16 protein-coding genes and 5 tRNA genes are annotated in these 18751 nt (G+C 64.8%); 14 read left to right on the top strand and 7 right to left on the bottom strand.

The features are described from left to right. Positions 1-166 precede the first annotated feature (166 nt). Positions 167-2578 (top strand): endopeptidase La, encoded by a 2412-nt coding sequence (gene lon / locus AB1A62_RS02985; RefSeq protein ID WP_366659806.1) that lies wholly within the window; start codon positions 167-169, stop codon positions 2576-2578. Positions 2579-2858: 280 nt separating this feature from the next. Here the strand turns inward: lon and AB1A62_RS02980 are convergent, their stop codons facing one another. Further along, positions 2859-3914, bottom strand: a complete 1056-nt coding sequence (locus tag AB1A62_RS02980; RefSeq protein ID WP_366659804.1) for a Glu/Leu/Phe/Val dehydrogenase dimerization domain-containing protein — start codon at positions 3912-3914, stop codon at positions 2859-2861. Positions 3915-4047: 133 nt separating this feature from the next. Between AB1A62_RS02980 and AB1A62_RS02975 the strand changes: the two genes are divergently transcribed. The 9 genes from AB1A62_RS02975 to AB1A62_RS02935 all read left to right on the top strand — a co-directional run bounded on the left by AB1A62_RS02975 (position 4048) and on the right by AB1A62_RS02935 (position 7785). After that, positions 4048-4503: an Lrp/AsnC family transcriptional regulator gene (locus AB1A62_RS02975; RefSeq protein ID WP_174144924.1), complete on the top strand. Its 456-nt coding sequence runs from the start codon at positions 4048-4050 to the stop codon at positions 4501-4503. A 349-nt stretch (positions 4504-4852) separates the two neighbouring features. Next, positions 4853-5182 carry an HU family DNA-binding protein gene (locus AB1A62_RS02970; protein WP_366659802.1) on the top strand — a complete coding sequence of 110 codons (330 nt, stop codon included), beginning with the start codon at positions 4853-4855 and terminating at the stop codon, positions 5180-5182. Between the two features lie 13 nt (positions 5183-5195). Then, positions 5196-5270, top strand: a tRNA-Val gene (locus AB1A62_RS02965). 114 nt (positions 5271-5384) lie between these two features. Further along, positions 5385-5954, top strand: coding sequence for a histidine phosphatase family protein (locus AB1A62_RS02960; protein WP_366659801.1), 570 nt, complete (start codon positions 5385-5387; stop codon positions 5952-5954). Between the two features lie 75 nt (positions 5955-6029). Next, positions 6030-6105 (top strand) — tRNA-Val (locus tag AB1A62_RS02955). A 199-nt stretch (positions 6106-6304) separates the two neighbouring features. After that, a tRNA-Asp gene (locus tag AB1A62_RS02950) sits at positions 6305-6381 on the top strand. Positions 6382-6463: 82 nt separating this feature from the next. After that, positions 6464-6540, top strand: a tRNA-Asp gene (locus AB1A62_RS02945). Positions 6541-6607: 67 nt separating this feature from the next. Continuing rightward, positions 6608-6684, top strand: a tRNA-Asp gene (locus tag AB1A62_RS02940). 117 nt (positions 6685-6801) lie between these two features. Continuing rightward, positions 6802-7785 (top strand): DUF922 domain-containing protein, encoded by a 984-nt coding sequence (locus AB1A62_RS02935; RefSeq protein ID WP_366659800.1) that lies wholly within the window; start codon positions 6802-6804, stop codon positions 7783-7785. A 21-nt stretch (positions 7786-7806) separates the two neighbouring features. Here the strand turns inward: AB1A62_RS02935 and AB1A62_RS02930 are convergent, their stop codons facing one another. The 4 genes from AB1A62_RS02930 to AB1A62_RS02915 all read right to left on the bottom strand — a co-directional run bounded on the left by AB1A62_RS02930 (position 7807) and on the right by AB1A62_RS02915 (position 11124). Then, positions 7807-8190, bottom strand: coding sequence for a nuclear transport factor 2 family protein (locus tag AB1A62_RS02930; RefSeq protein ID WP_366659798.1), 384 nt, complete (start codon positions 8188-8190; stop codon positions 7807-7809). Positions 8191-8251: 61 nt separating this feature from the next. After that, positions 8252-8473 (bottom strand): hypothetical protein, encoded by a 222-nt coding sequence (locus AB1A62_RS02925; protein ID WP_366659797.1) that lies wholly within the window; start codon positions 8471-8473, stop codon positions 8252-8254. An 89-nt stretch (positions 8474-8562) separates the two neighbouring features. Then, positions 8563-9450, bottom strand: coding sequence for an alpha/beta hydrolase (locus AB1A62_RS02920; RefSeq protein ID WP_366659795.1), 888 nt, complete (start codon positions 9448-9450; stop codon positions 8563-8565). Between the two features lie 282 nt (positions 9451-9732). Continuing rightward, complete coding sequence (locus tag AB1A62_RS02915; RefSeq protein ID WP_366659794.1) at positions 9733-11124, bottom strand: M20/M25/M40 family metallo-hydrolase; 1392 nt, start codon at positions 11122-11124, stop codon at positions 9733-9735. Between the two features lie 388 nt (positions 11125-11512). Here AB1A62_RS02915 and hemA point away from each other — a divergent pair, with 388 nt between their 5' ends. The 3 genes from hemA (at position 11513) to ispG (ending at position 15330) form a co-directional block, all read left to right on the top strand. After that, positions 11513-12748 carry a 5-aminolevulinate synthase gene (hemA, locus tag AB1A62_RS02910; protein ID WP_366659792.1) on the top strand — a complete coding sequence of 412 codons (1236 nt, stop codon included), beginning with the start codon at positions 11513-11515 and terminating at the stop codon, positions 12746-12748. 130 nt (positions 12749-12878) lie between these two features. Further along, positions 12879-14105 (top strand): RodZ domain-containing protein, encoded by a 1227-nt coding sequence (locus AB1A62_RS02905; protein ID WP_366659791.1) that lies wholly within the window; start codon positions 12879-12881, stop codon positions 14103-14105. 103 nt (positions 14106-14208) lie between these two features. Continuing rightward, positions 14209-15330, top strand: coding sequence for a flavodoxin-dependent (E)-4-hydroxy-3-methylbut-2-enyl-diphosphate synthase (gene ispG / locus AB1A62_RS02900; RefSeq protein ID WP_366659789.1), 1122 nt, complete (start codon positions 14209-14211; stop codon positions 15328-15330). Positions 15331-15420: 90 nt separating this feature from the next. Here ispG and AB1A62_RS02895 read toward each other — a convergent pair whose 3' ends face one another. Both AB1A62_RS02895 and AB1A62_RS02890 read right to left on the bottom strand, forming a co-directional pair. Then, positions 15421-16185, bottom strand: a complete 765-nt coding sequence (locus AB1A62_RS02895) for a DsbA family protein (protein WP_366659788.1) — start codon at positions 16183-16185, stop codon at positions 15421-15423. Further along, positions 16182-17561, bottom strand: coding sequence for a M48 family metalloprotease (locus tag AB1A62_RS02890; protein ID WP_366659786.1), 1380 nt, complete (start codon positions 17559-17561; stop codon positions 16182-16184). The genes AB1A62_RS02895 and AB1A62_RS02890 overlap by 4 nt, the downstream gene beginning before the upstream one ends. On the opposite strand from AB1A62_RS02890, the gene AB1A62_RS02885 reads away from it, so the two are divergent. Then, complete coding sequence (locus tag AB1A62_RS02885) at positions 17560-18705, top strand: aminotransferase class I/II-fold pyridoxal phosphate-dependent enzyme (RefSeq protein ID WP_366659784.1); 1146 nt, start codon at positions 17560-17562, stop codon at positions 18703-18705. The genes AB1A62_RS02890 and AB1A62_RS02885 overlap by 2 nt on opposite strands. The last annotated feature ends 46 nt before the right edge of the window (positions 18706-18751 follow it).

Raw genomic sequence — 18751 nt, 5'->3', positions numbered from 1 at the left:
TGCGCCCTTGTGGTCCCGGCGCGCAGCGGGCAAGGTGAGCCCCAGCCTTGAGGTGCCGCGGTTGAAAACCCAGAGCCGCCCCACCAAGTAAAGACATCCAATGAGGAGACGGGCCAAAGCTGCCAATACCGGGGCCGGGCCGTCTTGCCTAACCAAAGGACCGAGTATGCAAGAGCCACTCAATTCCTCCTACCCAGTCCTGCCGCTGCGCGACATCGTGGTGTTCCCCCACATGATCGTGCCGCTGTTCGTGGGCCGGGAAAAATCGGTGCGCGCCCTGGAAGAGGTGATGGCCGACGACAAGCAGATCCTGCTGTCGAGCCAGATCGACCCCTCCGAGGACGATCCCGAAACCGATAGCATCTACAGCGTCGGCGTGCTGGCCAATGTGCTGCAGCTGCTGAAACTGCCCGATGGCACCGTCAAGGTGCTGGTCGAGGGCCAGAGCCGGGTGAAGATCACCGAGTTCCTGGAGAACGACAACTTCTTCGAGGCGAAGGCCGAAGAGCTGGCCGAGATGCCGGGCGACGTCACCACCACCGAGGCGCTGGTGCGCACCGTCGGCGATGAGTTCGAGCGTTACGCAAAGGTGCGCAAGAACATTCCCGAAGAAGCGCTGTCCGCCGTCGGTGAAACCGCCGAGCCTGCCAAGCTGGCCGACCTGGTGGCCGGCCATCTGGGCATCGAGGTGGACCGCAAGCAGGAACTGCTGGAGACGCTCTCTGTCAGCGAGCGGCTGGAGAAGGTCTATGGCCTGATGCAGGGCGAAATGTCGGTCCTGCAGGTCGAGAAGAAGATCAAAACCCGCGTCAAATCCCAGATGGAGAAGACCCAGCGCGAGTACTATCTGAATGAGCAGATGAAGGCCATTCAGAAGGAGCTGGGCGACGGCGAGGAAGGTGCAGGCGAAATCGCCGAGCTGGAAGAGAAAATCGCCGCCACCAAGCTGTCGAAAGAGGCGCGCGAGAAGGCCGACGCGGAGCTGAAGAAGCTCAAGAACATGTCGCCGATGTCGGCGGAAGCCACCGTGGTGCGCAACTACCTCGACTGGATGCTGTCGATCCCGTGGGGCAACAAGTCCCGCGTCAAGAAAGACCTGAACAAGGCGCAGGAGATTCTGGATGCGGATCACTATGGCCTGGAGAAGGTCAAGGAGCGCATCGTCGAATACCTGGCGGTGCAGCAGCGCTCGGCCAAGCTGAAGGGGCCGATCCTGTGTCTCGTCGGCCCTCCGGGCGTGGGTAAAACCTCGCTGGGTAAATCCGTGGCCAAGGCGACCGGGCGCGAGTTCATCCGCATTTCGCTGGGCGGCGTGCGCGACGAGTCTGAAATCCGCGGCCACCGCCGCACCTACATCGGCTCGATGCCCGGCAAGATCATCCAGGCGCTGAAGAAGGCGAAGACCACCAACCCGCTGATCCTGCTCGACGAGATCGACAAGATGGGACAGGATTTCCGCGGCGACCCGGCCTCGGCGATGCTGGAGGTGCTGGATCCGGAACAGAACAACACCTTCATGGATCACTACCTGGAGGTGGAATACGACCTGTCGAACGTGATGTTCCTGACCACCTCGAACAGCTACAACATGCCCGGGCCGCTGCTGGACCGGATGGAGATCATCCCGCTGTCCGGCTACACCGAGGACGAGAAGCGCGAGATCGCCAAGCAGCACCTGATTTCCAAGCAGGTGAAGAACCACGGCCTGAAGGCCAAGGAGTTCGAGCTGACCGAGGCGGCGGTGACCGAGATGATCCGCACCTACACCCGCGAGGCGGGCGTGCGGAACCTGGAGCGCGAGATCGCCAAGGTGGCACGCAAGTCGCTGACCAAGATCGTCAAGAAAGAGGCCGACAGCGTGACCGTCACGCCGGACAACCTCGACGAGTTCCTGGGCGTGCCCAAGTTCCGCTTCGGCCTGGCCGAGAAGGAGGATCAGGTCGGTGTTGTCACCGGGCTGGCTTATACCTCCGTCGGCGGCGAGCTGCTGTCGATCGAGGCGCTGCGGCTGCCCGGCAAGGGCCGGATGAAGACCACCGGCAAGCTGGGCGACGTGATGAAGGAATCGATCGAGGCGGCGTCCAGCTATGTGCGCTCGGTCTCGCCGAAACTGGGCATCAAGCCGCCGAAGTTCGACCATTGGGACATCCACGTGCACGTGCCGGAAGGCGCGACGCCCAAGGACGGCCCCTCGGCGGGCTTGGCGATGGTCACCTCCATCGTTTCGGTGCTGACCCAGATCCCGGTGCGCAAGGACATTGCGATGACCGGCGAGGTCACCCTGCGCGGCAACGCGCTGGCGATCGGCGGGCTGAAGGAGAAGCTGCTGGCGGCGCTGCGCGGCGGCATCAAGACGGTGCTGATCCCGCAGGAGAACGAAAAGGACCTGCCGGAGATCCCGGACAACGTGAAGGAGGGGCTGGAAATCATCCCCGTCAGCCATGTGTCCGAGGTGTTGGAGCACGCGCTGGTGTCCAAGCCTGAGCCCATCGAATGGGATGAGGCGGCGGAGGAAGCCGCAGCAGCCAAATCGGCGCTGAAAGGCTCCGGCGAGGGTGCAAGCGCCACCGCGCACTGATCCGCTGATCAGGCAGGAAGACAAAAGGAAAGGGCGGTCCGAGGGGGCCGCCCTTGATCAGTTCTCTCTTCCGTTCTGGCCCTTCTTGCCGGGGCGTGTGTTCCTTGGTGTCCGGATGGCTTGGCGCTGGCGCTCCCGCCCGCTGACGGCTGCGTTTACAGCGCCGCCGCAGCCGTTGGGCGTGGCTGGCCGCCGGTCCCAAAACCGGGATGGGGCCCGGCCGCAGGCCGGGCGCCGTGCGGGTGCGGGAGGCCCCCCGCAGCCCTGCAGGCGGGAAGGGTCAGGCAGCCTTGCTGGCGCCCGCCATCTTGGCCTGCACGGTGGCAATCGCCATTTCTGCCGGGCTGACATCCGCCGCCTTGGCCTGGCTCAGGATCGCTGCCATGGTTTCATCCAGCGCCTGCAGCTTGTCGGCGACAAAGCCTTCGCGGTCCTTGATCTTCTGGATCTCGGTCGCGACGTTGATGATGCCGCCGCCGTTGGCGACGAAATCGGGCGCATAGAGGATGCCGCGGGCATGCAGCGCGGCGCCGTCCTCGGCGGTGGCCAGCTGGTTGTTGGCGCCGCCCGCGACGATATCCGCCTTCAGCTGCGGAATGGTCTGGGCGTTCAGGATGCCGCCGATGGCGCAGGGGGCAAAGACGTCAGCCTCGGTGCCGTAGATATCCGCCAGCGGCACCGCCCGGGCACCGAATTCGGCAATCGCCTGCTCCACGCGGCTTTCGTCGATGTCGGTGACAACCAGCTTGGCGCCGGCCTCATGCAGGAACTGGCAGAGGTACCAGCCGACATGGCCCAGGCCCTGCACCGACACGGTGACGCCGTCCAGATCGCGGCTGCCGTGTTTGTGGGCGCGGGCGGTGCGGATTGCGTTGAAGATGCCGCGGGCGGTGATCGGCGAGGGGTCGCCGCTGGCGAACTCGCCGTCGGCGAGGCCGGCCACGAACCGGGTTTCCTCGGCCAGGACCGCCATGTCGGCGGGGCTCATGCCCATGTCCTCGGCGGTGATGTAACGGCCGTCCAGGCTCTCGATGGCGCGGGCAAAGGCGCGCAGCAGCTCCGGCGATTTGTCCTTGGCCGGGTCTCCGATGATCACAGCCTTGCCGCCGCCCAGGGTCAGCCCTGCCGCGGCGTTCTTGTAGGTCATGCCCTCGCTGAGGCGCTTGACGTCGGTCAGGGCTTCGTCTTCGCTGGCGTAGGGGCGCATGCGCAGGCCGCCGGCCGCCGGGCCAAGCTGGGTGGAATGCACGGCAATAAAGCCCAGGAGGCCCACAGAGGGCTCCTCGACGCGGTAGATTTCTTCATGGGTGCTGGTCGCAACAGCGGTCACTGTCATCTGGATGGCTCCTCCAAAACTTTATCCGATAATACCAGCGCGCAAACGCCGGTTTTCACCAAAAAGGCCTGCCGGGGCGGGGGAGTTTGGTGATAAACTGCCCTGAAAGCCGCCTGACTTAGGGGAAAGCTCCATGGATTCGATTGACCGCAAGATTGTCGCCGCGCTTCAGCGCAACGGGCGGCTGAAGATTTCCGAATTGTCGGAGATGGTCGGGCTCTCGGCCACCCCCTGCGCGCGCCGGGTTGCCAACCTGGAGGAGAGCGGGGTGATCAGCGGCTATTCGGCGCGGGTGGACCAGGCCAAGCTGGGGCTGCCGGTGACGATCTTTGTGGCGGTGGAACTGGAGCGGCAGTCCACTGACGCGCTGCAAGCCTTTGAAAAGGCGGTGCGCAAGTTCGACCAAGTGATGGAGTGCTATCTGATGACCGGCACCCGCGATATCCTGTTGCGGGTGGTGGCGGAGGATCTGCCGGATTTCGACCGTTTCCTGGAGGACCGGCTGATGCGGGTGCCGGGCATCCGCAACACCCGCTCCAGCTTTACCCTGCGCACGATGATTCGCCGCGACGCGCTGCCGTCCTGCTGAACGGTTCACGGGCGCCGGGAGCCTGTGCTAGGCTGATTGCACAGGACAAGCCCGTCCGCGCGGCTGCCGGTCCCCGGACGGGCTGAAGGCGCAGGATCAGGGCGGGCAGATAAACCGGCAAACGGGGCAGAAAATGGCACGGGCAACCAGCAAAAGCAGAACATCCGGGCGCACATCCGGCACACGCAAACCGGCGGCACGCAAGACGGGCACGCTGCCGGCAGGGGCCGCGAAGGCGTCTGCCGCAAAACCGGCTGCGGCCAAGCCGCAGCCCCGCAAGGCTGCAGCAGTTGCGGCGGAGCCGCCTGCCGCCCCGGAACCGGTTGTCGTTGCGGCCGCCGCACCGGTAGTGCCGGCACCGGAACTGGCCAAGAAGGAACTGATCGAACGGGCCGTCGAACGGTCCGGCGTCAAGAAGAAGGACGCCAAACCGGTGGTCGAGGCGGTTCTGGCGCTGCTGGGCGAGGCGGTGGCCGAGGGGCGCGAGCTGAACCTGAAACCGTTTGGCAAGCTGCGCATCAACCGCAGCCAGGAACGCAGCAACGGCACCGTGTTTGTCTGCAAGCTGCGCCAGCCGCCGGCCGCCGCCGGTGCAGCAAATAACGCCGCCGGAGAAAATGCGGGCGAAGGGCAAAAATCTTCCAAAGACCCTCTTGCGGAGCCCGCACCGGACAGTTAAAAGCCTGCCTCACGGGTGATTAGCTCAGTGGTAGAGCGCTTCGTTCACATCGAAGATGTCAGGAGTTCAAATCTCTTATCACCCACCATCATTCCTGAAAGGCGCTCACTGAAAAGGTTGAGCGCCTTTTACTTTTCCGGGGTTCCGCCCGCGGTCCTGCGGCGTTACCACTTTGCCTGAGGAACCGGGCAGGGGGCACATTATGCAATTTCCGAAAATCTGGCTGCTGCGGCACGGGCAGACCGAATGGAATGCCGAGCGCCGCATCCAGGGGCAGCTGGAATCGCCGCTGACGCCCCTGGGGGTGGAGCACGCCCGCCGCCAGGCTGTGCTGATGGCGCCGGTCATGGCGCAGGGCCCGGATTGCTTTGCCTCGCCTCTGGGGCGGGCGCAGCAGACCGCGGATATTGCCCTGGGCGGCGCGCCTTTTGTAACCGACCTGCGTCTGGCTGAGGCCTATGCCGGGGCGTTTCAGGGCATGACGCTGGAGGAGGTGGCGGCAGGGTATCCGGGCATCTACAGGGCCAACCCGCGCAATCTGGACCTGTTCTGCGAAGCGCCGGGCGGCGAGGGGTACGGCAGTTTCCATGCCCGCATCCTCGATTTCATGCAGTCGCTGACCGGCCCCACGGTGGTGGTGGCGCATGGGCTGCTGGGCCAAGTGATGCGGGGCATTGTCTGCGGGTTGTCGCGCGACCGGATGGCGGCGCTGCCGAACGGGCAGGGCTGCGTCTATGTGCTGGAAAACGGGGCGGAAACGGTCCTGGAATAAGCCGTCCGGGCGGGCAAAAAAATCTGCAATGCCCCCTTGCGCTGTCCGGCAGCATTGTCTAAATCCCCGCTCATCGGGTCGTTAGCTCAGTTGGTAGAGCGCTTCGTTTACACCGAAGATGTCGGGAGTTCGAGCCTCTCACGACCCACCATCCCCCTCAGGTCAGATAGTCAAAGCAGCGGGCGCACGGCAGCGTGAATGGCGCGTTTTTGGTTCTGTTTCAGTGTGTTATCCGGTGCTTGTCATTTTTTTCCGGGAAAGTCCGGAAAAAGGCAAAACACCGCTTGACGGTGCCGGGGGCGGAGAATATTACAGCCCAACATTCAGCAGCGATGCCGGATGTGCAGCGGGCGGTTGTAGCTCAGTTGGTTAGAGTACCGGCCTGTCACGCCGGGGGTCGCGGGTTCGAGCCCCGTCAACCGCGCCACTGCTGCGCCCCGTCCCGGGGCTGAACAGGGACCGCCCCGGAGGGGATCAGGGCCGGAAACGGTCCGCCGCAAGGCGAAAATGCGGTTGTAGCTCAGTTGGTTAGAGTACCGGCCTGTCACGCCGGGGGTCGCGGGTTCGAGCCCCGTCAACCGCGCCACTTTCGCCCGTCGCCCTGGCGTTTCAGGGACCGCCCCGGACGGGGAACATAGCCGAAAGGCCCATGCGCGGTTGTAGCTCAGTTGGTTAGAGTACCGGCCTGTCACGCCGGGGGTCGCGGGTTCGAGCCCCGTCAACCGCGCCACTTTCCCCTCTCTTCGCAGTAACACTCAGAAATCAGGCGTGCTTGTGGTATCCTCGCTGCGCGGCGGCTGGCGGCTGTGCGCGTATTGTTGTTCGGTTTTGCGGAAGAGGGCTGGCGATGGGTGTCGACGTGAAGGTGAAGCTGCCGAAGCCGTCGAAGAAATCCTACAAGGTGTCCGCCAAAGACATTGACGGGCTGCGGGAGGCGCTGGACGGCAGGGATGCCTGGGCCGGCTATGATCCGGCGCCGGTCTTCGTGCCGAAGTTCGCCAAGGACAAGTCGGTGAGCCAGATCACCGTGACTTGCAAGCCGGTGGCAACGCAGCCGTCCTGGGCGGAATACGGCAAGACCACCACGGCGCGGCAGGCGGAATGGGACCGGATGATCAAGGCGCTGGAGAAGTATCTGACCGCGCTGCACAATCTGGCGCTGGAGTCGGCGGCGAAGTTTGCGGCCAAGATGCAGGCGCGGGAGGAACCGCTGCAGAAGGATGAACTGAAGGCGCTGTTCAAGGACGCCAAGGCGGCGATGCTGTCGGCGGTGGAAGGCTATGCGTCGAAGACGGCCGGCGGCCATACCGCGGGGGTCAAGCTGGACGACGTGCCGCCGGATCCGGCGGTGTTCAAGAAGACCGTCCCGAAGCCCAAGGATGTGTCCTATTCGGTCAGCGGCAAGACCATCGCAGCGGTGTTCAAGGCGCTGAATAAACGCAGCTTCTGGGGGCGCTACCGGTCCAATGCCAGCTATTCGGCGACCTTCCAGCTGGACGGCCACGTGAAGGAGTTCAAGCTGACCAGCAAGCCGGTCATCACGATGCCCAAGTGGAAGGAATACGGCAAGGGCAACAAGGGGCAGAAGGGCAGCTGGGACACCATGTGGAAGAAGCTTTATGCCCATGAGAACAACCACCACAAGATTTTCACCGATTGCGTGGCGGCGCTGGAAGCCAGCCTGGCGTCGGAGAATGTTCTGAAGGCGGATCTCAAGAGTTTCTGGGAGGGCGAGACGAAGGAGTGGCAGAAGAAGCAGGACGCCTATGACAGCAAGACGGACCACGGGGTGAAGGAGGGGGTCGAACTCGATGCCTCGCACGATCCCTGAGGCCTGACTCCTTGCGGTCTGTCAGGCGGTTGGTGTGTCCTGGCTGAAGGAGTTGAGCCAGCCGTCAGCGCGCTTCTCCCAGAGCGAGGAGATCAGCATCTCCTTCCATTCCCGGCTGCCGGCCGGGCAGTAGGCGGCGCGGTAGGAGAGCAGGACCGCGCCATCAGAAATGACGCGCAGCTGCGCATCGCTGAGGCGGTAGTCCGCCATCACCGGCCCGTCCTGCAGCTGTTCGCAATGGCCTGCCTTGTCCGAGAAACCGCTGGGGTAGACGCCCAGGAAGTCCTCGGTCAGCATCCGCCCGTCGGCCTCGGGATCGCCGGCGGTCAGCGCCTCCCAGACCTTGGTTTCCAGGGCAAGGAATGCGGCCAGCTGCGGGCCGTCTGTCAGAATCGCTTGGGTCATGACGCCAGCCTGACTGCCGGGAACGGGTCAGGCAAGCGGCATGGCGGCTGCAGCGGAGCGGTCAGAGAACCGGCGGGTTCGGTGCCGCCTCGGTGTCGTGGCGCCAGCCGGTCAGTTCTGCGTCCACCCATTTCTTGAGGCGGTCCAGATCGGGTTTGGGATTGGATTCCAGATAGCGCAGCAGCACCCGGGTGCCATGCTGGTAGCCTGCGCGGTAGCTTTCCTCCGGGTCGGTCTGGTTGCCCTCGAACCCCGGCGGGCGTTTGAACCTGCTTTGTGACATCTCTGCCTCCGTCTGCCTATTGCTGCGCGTTGCCGTAAGGTTAGCGCAAGAGCGATAAGCAAGTCTTAACCGGGTGCGTAAAACGAACGTCAAGCCGGGCTGATGGGCGGCAGCGGGGTGAGGAAAGCGAGCAGCGCGGCGGCGGTTTCGGCCGGGGCGCTGTCGATGAAGAAATGCCCGCCCGGCACGGTTTGCGCAGTCATGTCCTGCAGGCGCGGCGCCCAGGTGGCGGCGACGTCATAGGCCCGGGCCATGGCGCCATCTGCGCCATAGAGAACCAGCGCCGGGCATTGGACCTGCCGGCCGAGGTCGCGGGCGTCGTCGTGAAAGTCCACCTCGATTGCGGCGCGGTAGTCGTTGCACATGGCATGGACGCAGGCCGGATCCGCCCAGGCGCGGCGGTAGGCGGCCAGCGCCGCGGGCGGGAAATCCGCAAGCGAGGCGCCGCCCCAGCCCAACAGGCAGCTTTCGAAATAGGCCTGCGGATCGGCGCCGATCATGCGCTCCGGCAGCGGGGCGGGCTGGGCCAGGAAGAACCAGTGGTAATAGGCGCGGGCGACCTGCTGGGTCAGCTGATCCAGCAGCAGGTGGGTCGGGATGATATCCATCAGGGTGAGGCTGGCCACCGCATCCGGCGCGTCCAGCGCCAGCCGGTGGGCGGTGCGGCCGCCGCGGTCGTGGCCCGCCAGGTGGAAGCGGGGAAACCCCAGTGCCCTCATCAGCGCCAGCTGGTCGGCGGCCATGCTGCGGAAGCTCATGGCGTCCACGCCCTCGGGTTTGGAGCTGGCGCCATAGCCGCGCAGGTCCGCCGTCACCACGGTGTAGTGGCGGGCGAGGGCGGGGGCGGCCTCCTCCCACATTTCCTTGGTCTGCGGAAAGCCGTGCAGCAAGAGAAGCGGCGGCCCTTTGCCGCGCAGAGTGTAGGCGATCTGCTGGCCGTTCACCTGCAGGGTGCCGGACTGATTGGATACTGGCATGACTTCCTCCCTTTGCGGCGGCGCGTTTTGGGGATTGGACCCTGAGGGCAGCACAGGATCAAGCCTGCCGCTGCGTTGGCGCTGAGGGGAGGAGCTCCCGCGCCTTGGCGCGGCATCAAAGATGCCGCACAGCAAGCCTTGGGCCCGGCGCCGCCTATGGCGGCGCCGGGCCCAACGGGAAGAGGGGCTCGTCAGAGCGCTGATGACGGGCGGGAGAGTGCCCTGTTCTTTGGGGGAGAGAAGCGGTGGCGGGGCGGATAGTTTGCCCGCCCCGCCTATCAATTACTTCTGTGTCAGCGCGTCAAGGATCCGCGCCCAGGACCGGATGCCCTTGTGGAAGCTCTTCAGGTCGTATTTCTCGTTCGGGGAGTGGATCGCGTCGTCCTCGTTGGCAAAGCCCGCCAGCATCGACTCCATGCCCAGGATCGACTTGAAGAAGCCCGCGATCGGGATCGAGCCTCCCATGCCGCAGAATACCGCCTCGCGCTGCCACTCGTCCGAGAGCGCAGCGCGGGCGGCGGCGAATTCGGGGCGGGTGATGTCCATGACCGAAGCCTTGGAGCCTTCGAGATCGTTGTCCCAGACCACCTTGCAGTCGGGTTTCAGCTGCGCCTCAACGTGTTTACGGATCTTCACCCGCAGCGCGTCGGGGTCCATGTCGCCGACCAGGCGGCAGGTGATCTTGCAGTGTGCCTCCGACGGGATCACGGTCTTGGAGCCGGCGCCGTTGTAGCCGCCCCAGAGGCCGTTCACCTCCAGCGTCGGGCGGGCCCACTGCTGCTCCAGCACCGAGCGGTCCTTTTCGCCATGCGCCTGGGTGTAGCCCGCGTTGGCGAGGTAGTCCTTCTCGTCGAAACCGCAGCCTTCCCACTGGCGCAGCTGGTCCTCGGGCACCTCGTGCACGCCTTCATAGAAGCCTTCGACGGCGACCTTGCCGGTTTCCTCGTCATAGAAGGAGGCGACGATGCGGCTGAGTTCGCGCAAGGGGTTGAGGCCGGGGCCGCCGTAATGGCCGGAGTGCAGGTCGATGCGCGGGCCGATCACGGTGAATTCGTCCTTCAGCATGCCGCGCAGCTGCGAGGAGATCGACGGCACCCCGCGCGACACCATCGAGGTGTCGCAGATCAGCGCGATGTCGGCCTTCAGTTCTTCGGCGTTTGCTTCCATGAAGGGGATCAGCGAGGGCGAGCCGGATTCCTCTTCGCCTTCGAAGAAGAAGGTGATGCGGCAGGGCAGGGAGCCGTTGACGGCCTTCCAGGCGCGGCAGGCCTCGACAAAGGTCATCAGCTGGCCCTTGTCGTCCGACGACCCGCGGCCGCGGATCACGGTGCCGTTCGGGGTTTCCTCCAGCTGCGGCTCGAACGGCGGCGTGTTCCAGAGGTTCAGCGGGTCGACCGGCTGCACATCATAATGGCCGTAGAACAGCACGTGCGGCGCATCGGTGTTTTCCTCGCCCACATGGCCGACCACCATCGGGTGGCCCGGAGTGGCGCGTTTCTCTGCCTTGATGCCGATGGAGTTCAGATCCGCCACCAGCCAGTCGGCGGCCCTGTCGCAGTCTGCCTTATAGGCCGGGTCGGTGGAAATCGACTGGATCCGCAACAGCTCCATCAGCCGTTCGGTGGCGGCGTCCAGCTCTGCGTCGATCCGGTCCAGAACGTCATTCAGTGCCATCTCTTGCTCTCCTGTTTGTCCGGGGGAGGCCCGGGATAAGGGCCGGTTTGCCGCGGACCCTAGCAGCGCGGCTGGGGAGGGGCCAGTGGTCTCAACGCCGGATTTTCCCGGCATTTTCGGCCGCTGGGGTTTCCGATCCAGCACACTATATGGAAAAAAGGGAAACAGTTACGACGCAAACGGCCACGGGTTGGCCGCAGCTGTCCTTGCCCGGCAGCTGTTTAAGTTTTATTTGACCTGCATCAATGTTGCGCACCCCTGGCGGCGCGTATGCAGTTGATCGAAGGGGACGCCTAAGGTAACCAATCTTAAACGTGATTGCGGCCTAATCGTCAGAAGACCCGTGCCCTTTACACAGCCCGCGTGCTCCGCAGGAGCACAATTAGCTATGGAGATGCCGGTGGACTATACCGCGAAACTGGATGCAGCGATTGCCAGCCTTCACGAAGAGGGCCGGTACCGGACCTTCATCGACATCGAGCGCAAGAAGGGCCACTACCCGCACGCGGTCTGGACCCGGCCCGACGGCACCAAGCAGGACATCACCGTCTGGTGCGGCAACGATTACCTCGGCATGGGCCAGAATCCGGTGGTTCTGGACGCGATGCATGACGCCATCGACTCCACCGGTGCCGGCTCCGGCGGCACCCGCAACATCTCCGGCACCACGGTGTACCACAAGCTGCTGGAGGCCGAGCTGGCCGACCTGCACGGCAAGGAAGCGGCGCTGCTGTTCACCTCTGCCTATATCGCCAATGACGCGACGCTGAGCACGCTGCCCAAGCTGTTCCCGGGGCTGATCATCTATTCCGACGCGCTGAACCATGCCTCGATGATCGAAGGCGTGCGCCGCAACGGCGGTGCCAAGCGCATCTTCCGCCACAATGACGTCGCCCATCTGCGCGAGCTGCTGGAAGCCGACGACCCCGAAGCGCCCAAGCTGATCGCCTTCGAATCGGTTTATTCGATGGACGGCGACTTTGGCCCGATCGCGGAAATCTGCGACCTGGCCGACGAATTCGGTGCCCTGACCTATATCGACGAGGTGCATGCGGTCGGCATGTACGGCCCCCGCGGCGGCGGCGTCACCGAGCGTGACCGCCTGGCCCACCGCATCGACATCATCAACGGCACCCTGGCCAAGGCCTATGGCGTGATGGGCGGCTATATCGCGGCCTCTGCCAAGATGTGCGACGCCATCCGCTCCTATGCGCCGGGCTTCATCTTCACCACCTCGCTGGCGCCCGCGGTGGCTGCCGGGGCCGCGGCCTCTGTGGCCTATCTGAAGGGCGCGCAGGACCTGCGCGACAAGCACCAGGACCAGGCCAAGGTGCTGAAGCTGCGGCTGAAGGGGCTGGGCCTGCCGATCATTGACCATGGCAGCCACATCGTGCCGGTAATCGTCGGCAACCCGGTCCACACCAAGGTGCTGTCCGACCACCTGCTGGAGGATTACGGCATCTACGTGCAGCCGATCAACTTCCCCACCGTGCCGCGCGGCACCGAGCGCCTGCGCTTCACGCCGTCGCCGGTGCACGGCCCCAAGGAGATCGACGCACTGGTCCACGCAATGGACGCATTGTGGTCGCATTGTGCGCTGAATCGTGCCGAACTTGCCGGGTAACTTACTGATCAGTGTAAATTAACGCTGAGTGTGTTACGCTGTTGTCAATCAATGAGCGGATCTGAGTCGCAAGTGCGATTCTTTCACCGCTCTGGAACGATGGCGGCAGGCAAATTATGGGACGGCAGGCATGATCGGGCGCTTCACCCAGCGCAAGCAAGATGACCATGGCGGAACGCCAGAGCCGAAGGGTTTTGACGATTTCGAGCTGAAGCTTGGCGACGTGATGCGCGGCGAGCGGGCGACGATGGGTAAATCGCTGCTTGACGTCCAGCGCGAGCTGCGGATCAAGGCCTCCTACATCGCTGCCATCGAAAACTCCGATCCTTCCGCGTTTGACACGCCCGGCTTTATCGCCGGATACGTGCGATCTTATGCGCGCTATCTGAACATGGATGCCGAACAGGCGTTCCAGGACTTCTGCAAGGAAAGCGGCTTCTCCGTGGCCCACGGCATGTCGGCCGAGGCCTCCAGCCGCAGCAAATCCGGCAGCGTGCCGGCTGCCGCGTCCAAGGGGCTGGGCGGTGATGCCTTTGCCTCTCCGAATACTCCGTTCATTCCCGCTCCCAGCAGCATCCTGAGCCAGATTGAACTGCGCGCTGTCGGTTCGCTGATGGTGCTGGCGGGGCTGATCGGCGGCATCACATATGGCGGCTGGGCCGTGCTGAAAGAGGTGCAGCAGGTGCAGTTTGCGCCGGTGGACCAGACCCCGGCGGTGCTGGCTGATCTCGACCCGCTCAGCAGTGCGGTGCTGGAGGTGGCCGAAGGCGCCCAGGACCCGGCGGCTGAGGCGCTGGACCGGCTGTACCGCCCGCAGGCGCTGGATGTGCCGGTGCTGGTGGCGCGCGACGCGCCGATTTCCACCATTGATCCGTCCACGCTGGGTAACTTTGCAGCGCCGGATGTGCCCACGGTGAGCCTAGCAGAGGCCAGCCTGCCGTTTGACGGTATCGGGCCGCTGCAGGCGGGTGAGCAGGGACCGCAGGTGCCGCAGGTCGTGGCCGAAGTTACGCCGGGTGTCGAAATGGTTGCGGTGCGCCCCTCCTGGGTGCAGGTCACCGCGGCTGATGGCAGCGTGATCCTGGAAACCATCATGGATGCAGGCCAGCGGTTCCAGGTGCCGATGACCGAGGATGCGCCAAAGCTGCGCACCGGGGAAAGCAGCGCCATCTATTTCGCTGTCAACGGCGAGCATTTCGGCCCGGTCGGCGAACGCGGCCAGGTCACCAAGAATGTCGAGCTGTCGATGGATGCGATCACCGGCCGGTTTGAACTCGCCGATCTGCAGGATGGCAGGAACGAGGCGCTGGCGACTTTGGTTGCGCAGCTTCAGGCCGAACCGCAGCCCGCCGAGTAATCCTTTCGCAGGAATTCGCACAAGACGCCCGGTGCTGCCATTGCAGCGCCGGGCGTCTGCACGTATCTAGGCGCTAACAGGATCCAGCCGGGACACGAACTGCATGTCGATGAACCACATCCGCCCCTGGCGCCATATCGAGCGCCGCAAGAGCCGCCAGATCCATGTGGGCAACGTGCCCGTCGGCGGCGATGCCCCGATTGCGGTGCAGACCATGACCAACACGCTGACCACCGATGTGGCGGCAACCGTCGCACAGGTTCAGGCCGCAGCAGAGGCGGGGGCCGACCTGGTGCGGGTTTCGGTGCCGGATGAGGCGTCCTCCAAGGCGCTGAAGGAGATCGTCCGCGAAAGCCCGGTGCCGATCGTTGCCGACATCCATTTCCACTACAAGCGCGGCATCGAGGCGGCGGAGGCGGGCGCCGCCTGCCTGCGCATCAATCCGGGCAACATCGGCGACGAGAAGCGCGTGGCCGAGGTGATCAAGGCTGCCCGCGACCACAATTGCTCGATCCGCATCGGGGTGAATGCCGGTTCCCTGGAGAAGCACCTGCTGGACAAATACGGCGAGCCCTGCCCGGAAGCGATGGTGGAGTCCGGCCTCGACCACATCCGCATCCTGCAGGACCATGATTTCCACGAGTTCAAAATTTCGGTGAAGGCCTCCGACGTCTTCATGTCCGCCGCGGCCTACCAGCAGCTGGCAGAGGCCACCGACGCGCCGATCCACCTTGGCATCACCGAGGCGGGCGGCTTTGTCTCCGGCACCATCAAATCGGCGATCGGCCTCGGCCAGCTGCTGTGGATGGGCATCGGCGACACCCTGCGCGTCAGCCTCTCCGCCGATCCGGTGGAGGAGGTGAAGGTGGGCTTTGAGATCCTCAAATCCCTGGGCCTGCGCCACCGCGGCGTCAACATCATCTCCTGCCCCTCCTGCGCGCGGCAGGGGTTCGACGTGATCAAGACGGTGGAAACGCTGGAGGAGCGCCTGGCCCATATCCACACGCCGATGAGCCTGTCGATCATCGGCTGCGTGGTGAACGGCCCCGGCGAAGCACTGATGACTGACGTCGGCTTTACCGGCGGCGGCGCGGGCTCCGGCATGGTCTATCTGGCGGGCAAGGCCAGCCACAAAATGTCCAACGAGCAGATGGTCGACCACATCGTGGAAGAGGTCGAGAAAAAGGCCGCCCAGATCGAGGCGGCCCAAGAAGCGGCGGAGTAAGGCGCCTCAAACGCCAGCCCAGCTTCTTCTTTGCAAAAATACTCCGGGGTCCGGGGCAGAGCCCCGGACCTGCCGGTAAGGCTCAACTGATCAGCTCTGCTGATCGCGGATCTCCGCCACCATGATCTCCATCTGGTCGGCAGGCAGGTAGCCGCGCAGCAGTTCATTGCCCAGCACAAATGTCGGGGTGCCGGAGATCGCCATCTTCTGCGCCAGCGCGCGGGTCTGGCGCAGCTCGGCGGTCACTTCCTCGCTGTCCATCTTGGCAAAGATGGCCTCGGCATCCAGCGACAGGCCTTCGGCCAGGCGGCGCAGGGCGATCTCGTTCGGCTCTCCGCCAAACTCGATCAGCGCGTCATGCACGTCCTTGTAGGCATCATCGCCCGCCACATGCTTGGCGGCGACGGCAAAGCGCGCCGACAGCACCGAGGCGTCGCCCAGGATCGGCAATTCCTTAATCACCAGGCGGATGTTGCCGTCGCTTTCCAGCAGTTTGGCCACCTCGGGCGCGGCGCGGCGGCAGTAGCCGCAGCGGTAGTCCATGAACTCAACCAGGGTGATGTCGCCATCAGGGTTGCCGCCGACCCAGGAATAACCGTCGTTTTGCAGCTCTTCCAGGTTCTCGGCCACCAGCACGTCATCGCGGGCGGCTTCGGCCTGCTGCTGCTGCTGCTCCAGCAGGTCGACCGCTTCCAGGATCAGCTCTGGGTTGGCCAGGATGTACTCGCGCACCTCTTTGCCGAAGGCCTCGCGCTCAGCCTCGGACATCGCACTGATGTCAAAGGCCTGCACCGGAGCGCCCATGAGGGCGAGGGCAGTAGCCGCGGCGGTGGCGATGCGGGTGAAAAGGGTCATTTGCGTCTCTTTCTCTTCTGAGCTTGTTCATAGGCCACCAGCACATCCTGCGCCCGCCGGGCGGCGGGGGATCCTGCTGGCAGCTGGGCGACGGCCCGTTTGGCGTGAATGCCGGCGTCGTTCAGACGCCCCTGCAAGGCATAGCGTTCGGCAGTGACCAGGGCGGCCATGCCGGTCTGTCCGGACTTGGCATAGGCCAGCGACATGTCGCGCAGCAGCACCGTATTGCGGAAGTCGATGCTGCGGGCGCGTTCCATGGACTTGAGCGCCGCCTTGGGCTGGCCCGCCGCCAGCTGGGCGCGGCCGTAGCCGGTCAGGATCAGCGGGTCCTTGGGGGCGAGGCTCACGGCCTTGCCATAGGCGGCAAGTGCCGCGGACCACTGGCGGTTCTCGATCAGGATCTGGCCCTTCAATTCGTGGTAGAAGGGGTCGGAAGGGCGCGCCGCCAGGGCGCCATTGATCGCTTTCAGTGCCTTCTTGAGGCTGTTCTGCCGGTGATAGGCAGCGGCCTCGCGCATCAGGCGGACGTCCTTGTACTGTTCCTCGCGCACCCGGCGCAGGGTCCATTTCGGGGCGCGGGTGAAGGCCGACAGCTTGCCGCGGACGCGGGCAAACCAGTACTGCGCTTCCGGGCTGGTCTGCCCCTTGTCGCCATAGGCCGCCAGATAGGCCTGCGCGGCGCGGATGCGGTCGCGGCTCAGGGGATGCGAGCGGGTGTAGGGGTCCTGGGTGCCTGCACTCAGCACTTCCTGGCCGGCAAAGGCGCGGTGCAGATCGACCAGCCCCTGCGGGCTGATGCCTGCGCGGTTCAGGTAATCAGCGGCGGACCGGTCGGCGCTGCTTTCCTCGGCGCGGGTATGGGCCAGAAAGCTGCGGAAGGCGGAGCTTTGGGTGCCGATGGCGATCCCGGCGGCCGCATCCCCGCCGCCGGCGGCCGCGGCCAGAGCGGCCAAGGCCAGGCCAAGCCCCGCAGCACTGCTGGCGGAACGCAGGTTCTGCATCCGCCGCGACAGGTGGCCGTTGGTGATATGGGCGGCCTCATGGGCCAGCACGGCCTGCAGCATTTCCGGCGAGGTGACCTTCAGGATCAGCCCGTAATTCACGAAAATCGTTCGGGAATCCAGGACGAAGGCGTTGAAGGAGCTGTCATTGACCATGAGGATGCGAACCCGGTTCGCATTGAGCCCCGCGGCGCGCAGCACCGGGGCCGCCAGCCGGTTCAGCCCGTGTTCGATATCCGGGTCCCGCAGCAGCGAAATTGACGCTGCATGCGCCGCCGCCGATAATTGGACCAGCGCGCAAAGCACAAGAGCCGGGATTGACGCCAGCCGGAAGAAACGGTCAAAACTCATGCGCGCACATTGGGAGATAAGCATGCGAAACTCAACCCGGTCCGAGGTCGATCCCTTCATTGTGATGGATGTAATGGAGGCTGCCCGCAAGGCTGAGGAGGCAGGCCGCCACATCATTCACATGGAGGTCGGCCAGCCGTCGACCGGGGCGCCGTCGGGGGCGTTGAAGGCGCTGGGAAATGCGCTGGAAAACAACGCCTTGGGCTATACGGTTGCTCTGGGTCTGCCAGCCCTGCGCAAGCGTATCGCCCAGCTGTACGGCGACTGGTACAACGTCGATCTGAACCCGGAGCGGGTGATCGTGACGCCGGGCTCCTCCGGCGCTTTTCTGCTCAGCTTCACCGCCCTGTTCGACAGCGGCGACCGGGTCGGCATCGGCGCGCCGGGCTATCCCTCCTACCGGCAGATCCTGAAGGCGCTGGGGCTTACCCCGGTGGACATCCAGACCGCACCGGAAAACCGGCTGCAGCCGGTGGCGGCGGACCTCGCAGGACAGAAACTGTCAGGGCTGATGGTGGCCTCGCCTGCCAACCCGACCGGCACCATGCTGGATCGCGCGGCAATGGGGTCTCTGATCGATGCTGCACAGGCCGAGGGCGCCAGCTTCATTTCGGACGAGATCTACCACGGGCTGGAATATGAGGCGAAGGCGGTCACCGCGCTGGAGCTGACGGACGAATGCTACGTCATCAACTCCTTCTCCAAGTTCTTCTCGATGACCGGCTGGCGGGTCGGCTGGATGGTGGTGCCGGAGGATCATGTGCGGGTGGTGGAGCGGATCGCCCAGAACATGTTCATCTGCGCGCCGCACGCCAGCCAGGTGGCAGCGCTGGCGGCGCTGGACTGCGAGGACGAGATGCGGGAGAATCTGGCTGTCTACGCAAGGAACCGCCAGTTGATGCTGGAAGGTCTGCCCAAGGCCGGTTTCACCAGGATCGCGCCGCCGGACGGGGCGTTCTATGTCTATGCGGATGTGTCGGACCTGACAGATGACAGCCGCAGCTTTGCCGCGGAAATCCTTGAAAAGGCGGGCGTTGCGGTGACGCCGGGGCTGGATTTCGACCCCGTCCGCGGCGCCACCACACTGCGGTTCTCCTATGCGCGCTCCACCATGGATATCGAGGAGGGCCTGGCGCGACTGGCGCTGTTCATGGCCTCCCGGGGGTGATCCGCGCGTAAGCCGGGGATAACCGCAGAAGGCGGATTTCCAAGCC

This window comes from Leisingera sp. JC11 (assembly GCF_040704725.1).
Taxonomy (GTDB): Bacteria; Pseudomonadota; Alphaproteobacteria; order Rhodobacterales; family Rhodobacteraceae; genus Leisingera.
This window is presented reverse-complemented; position numbering and strand designations above follow the sequence as displayed.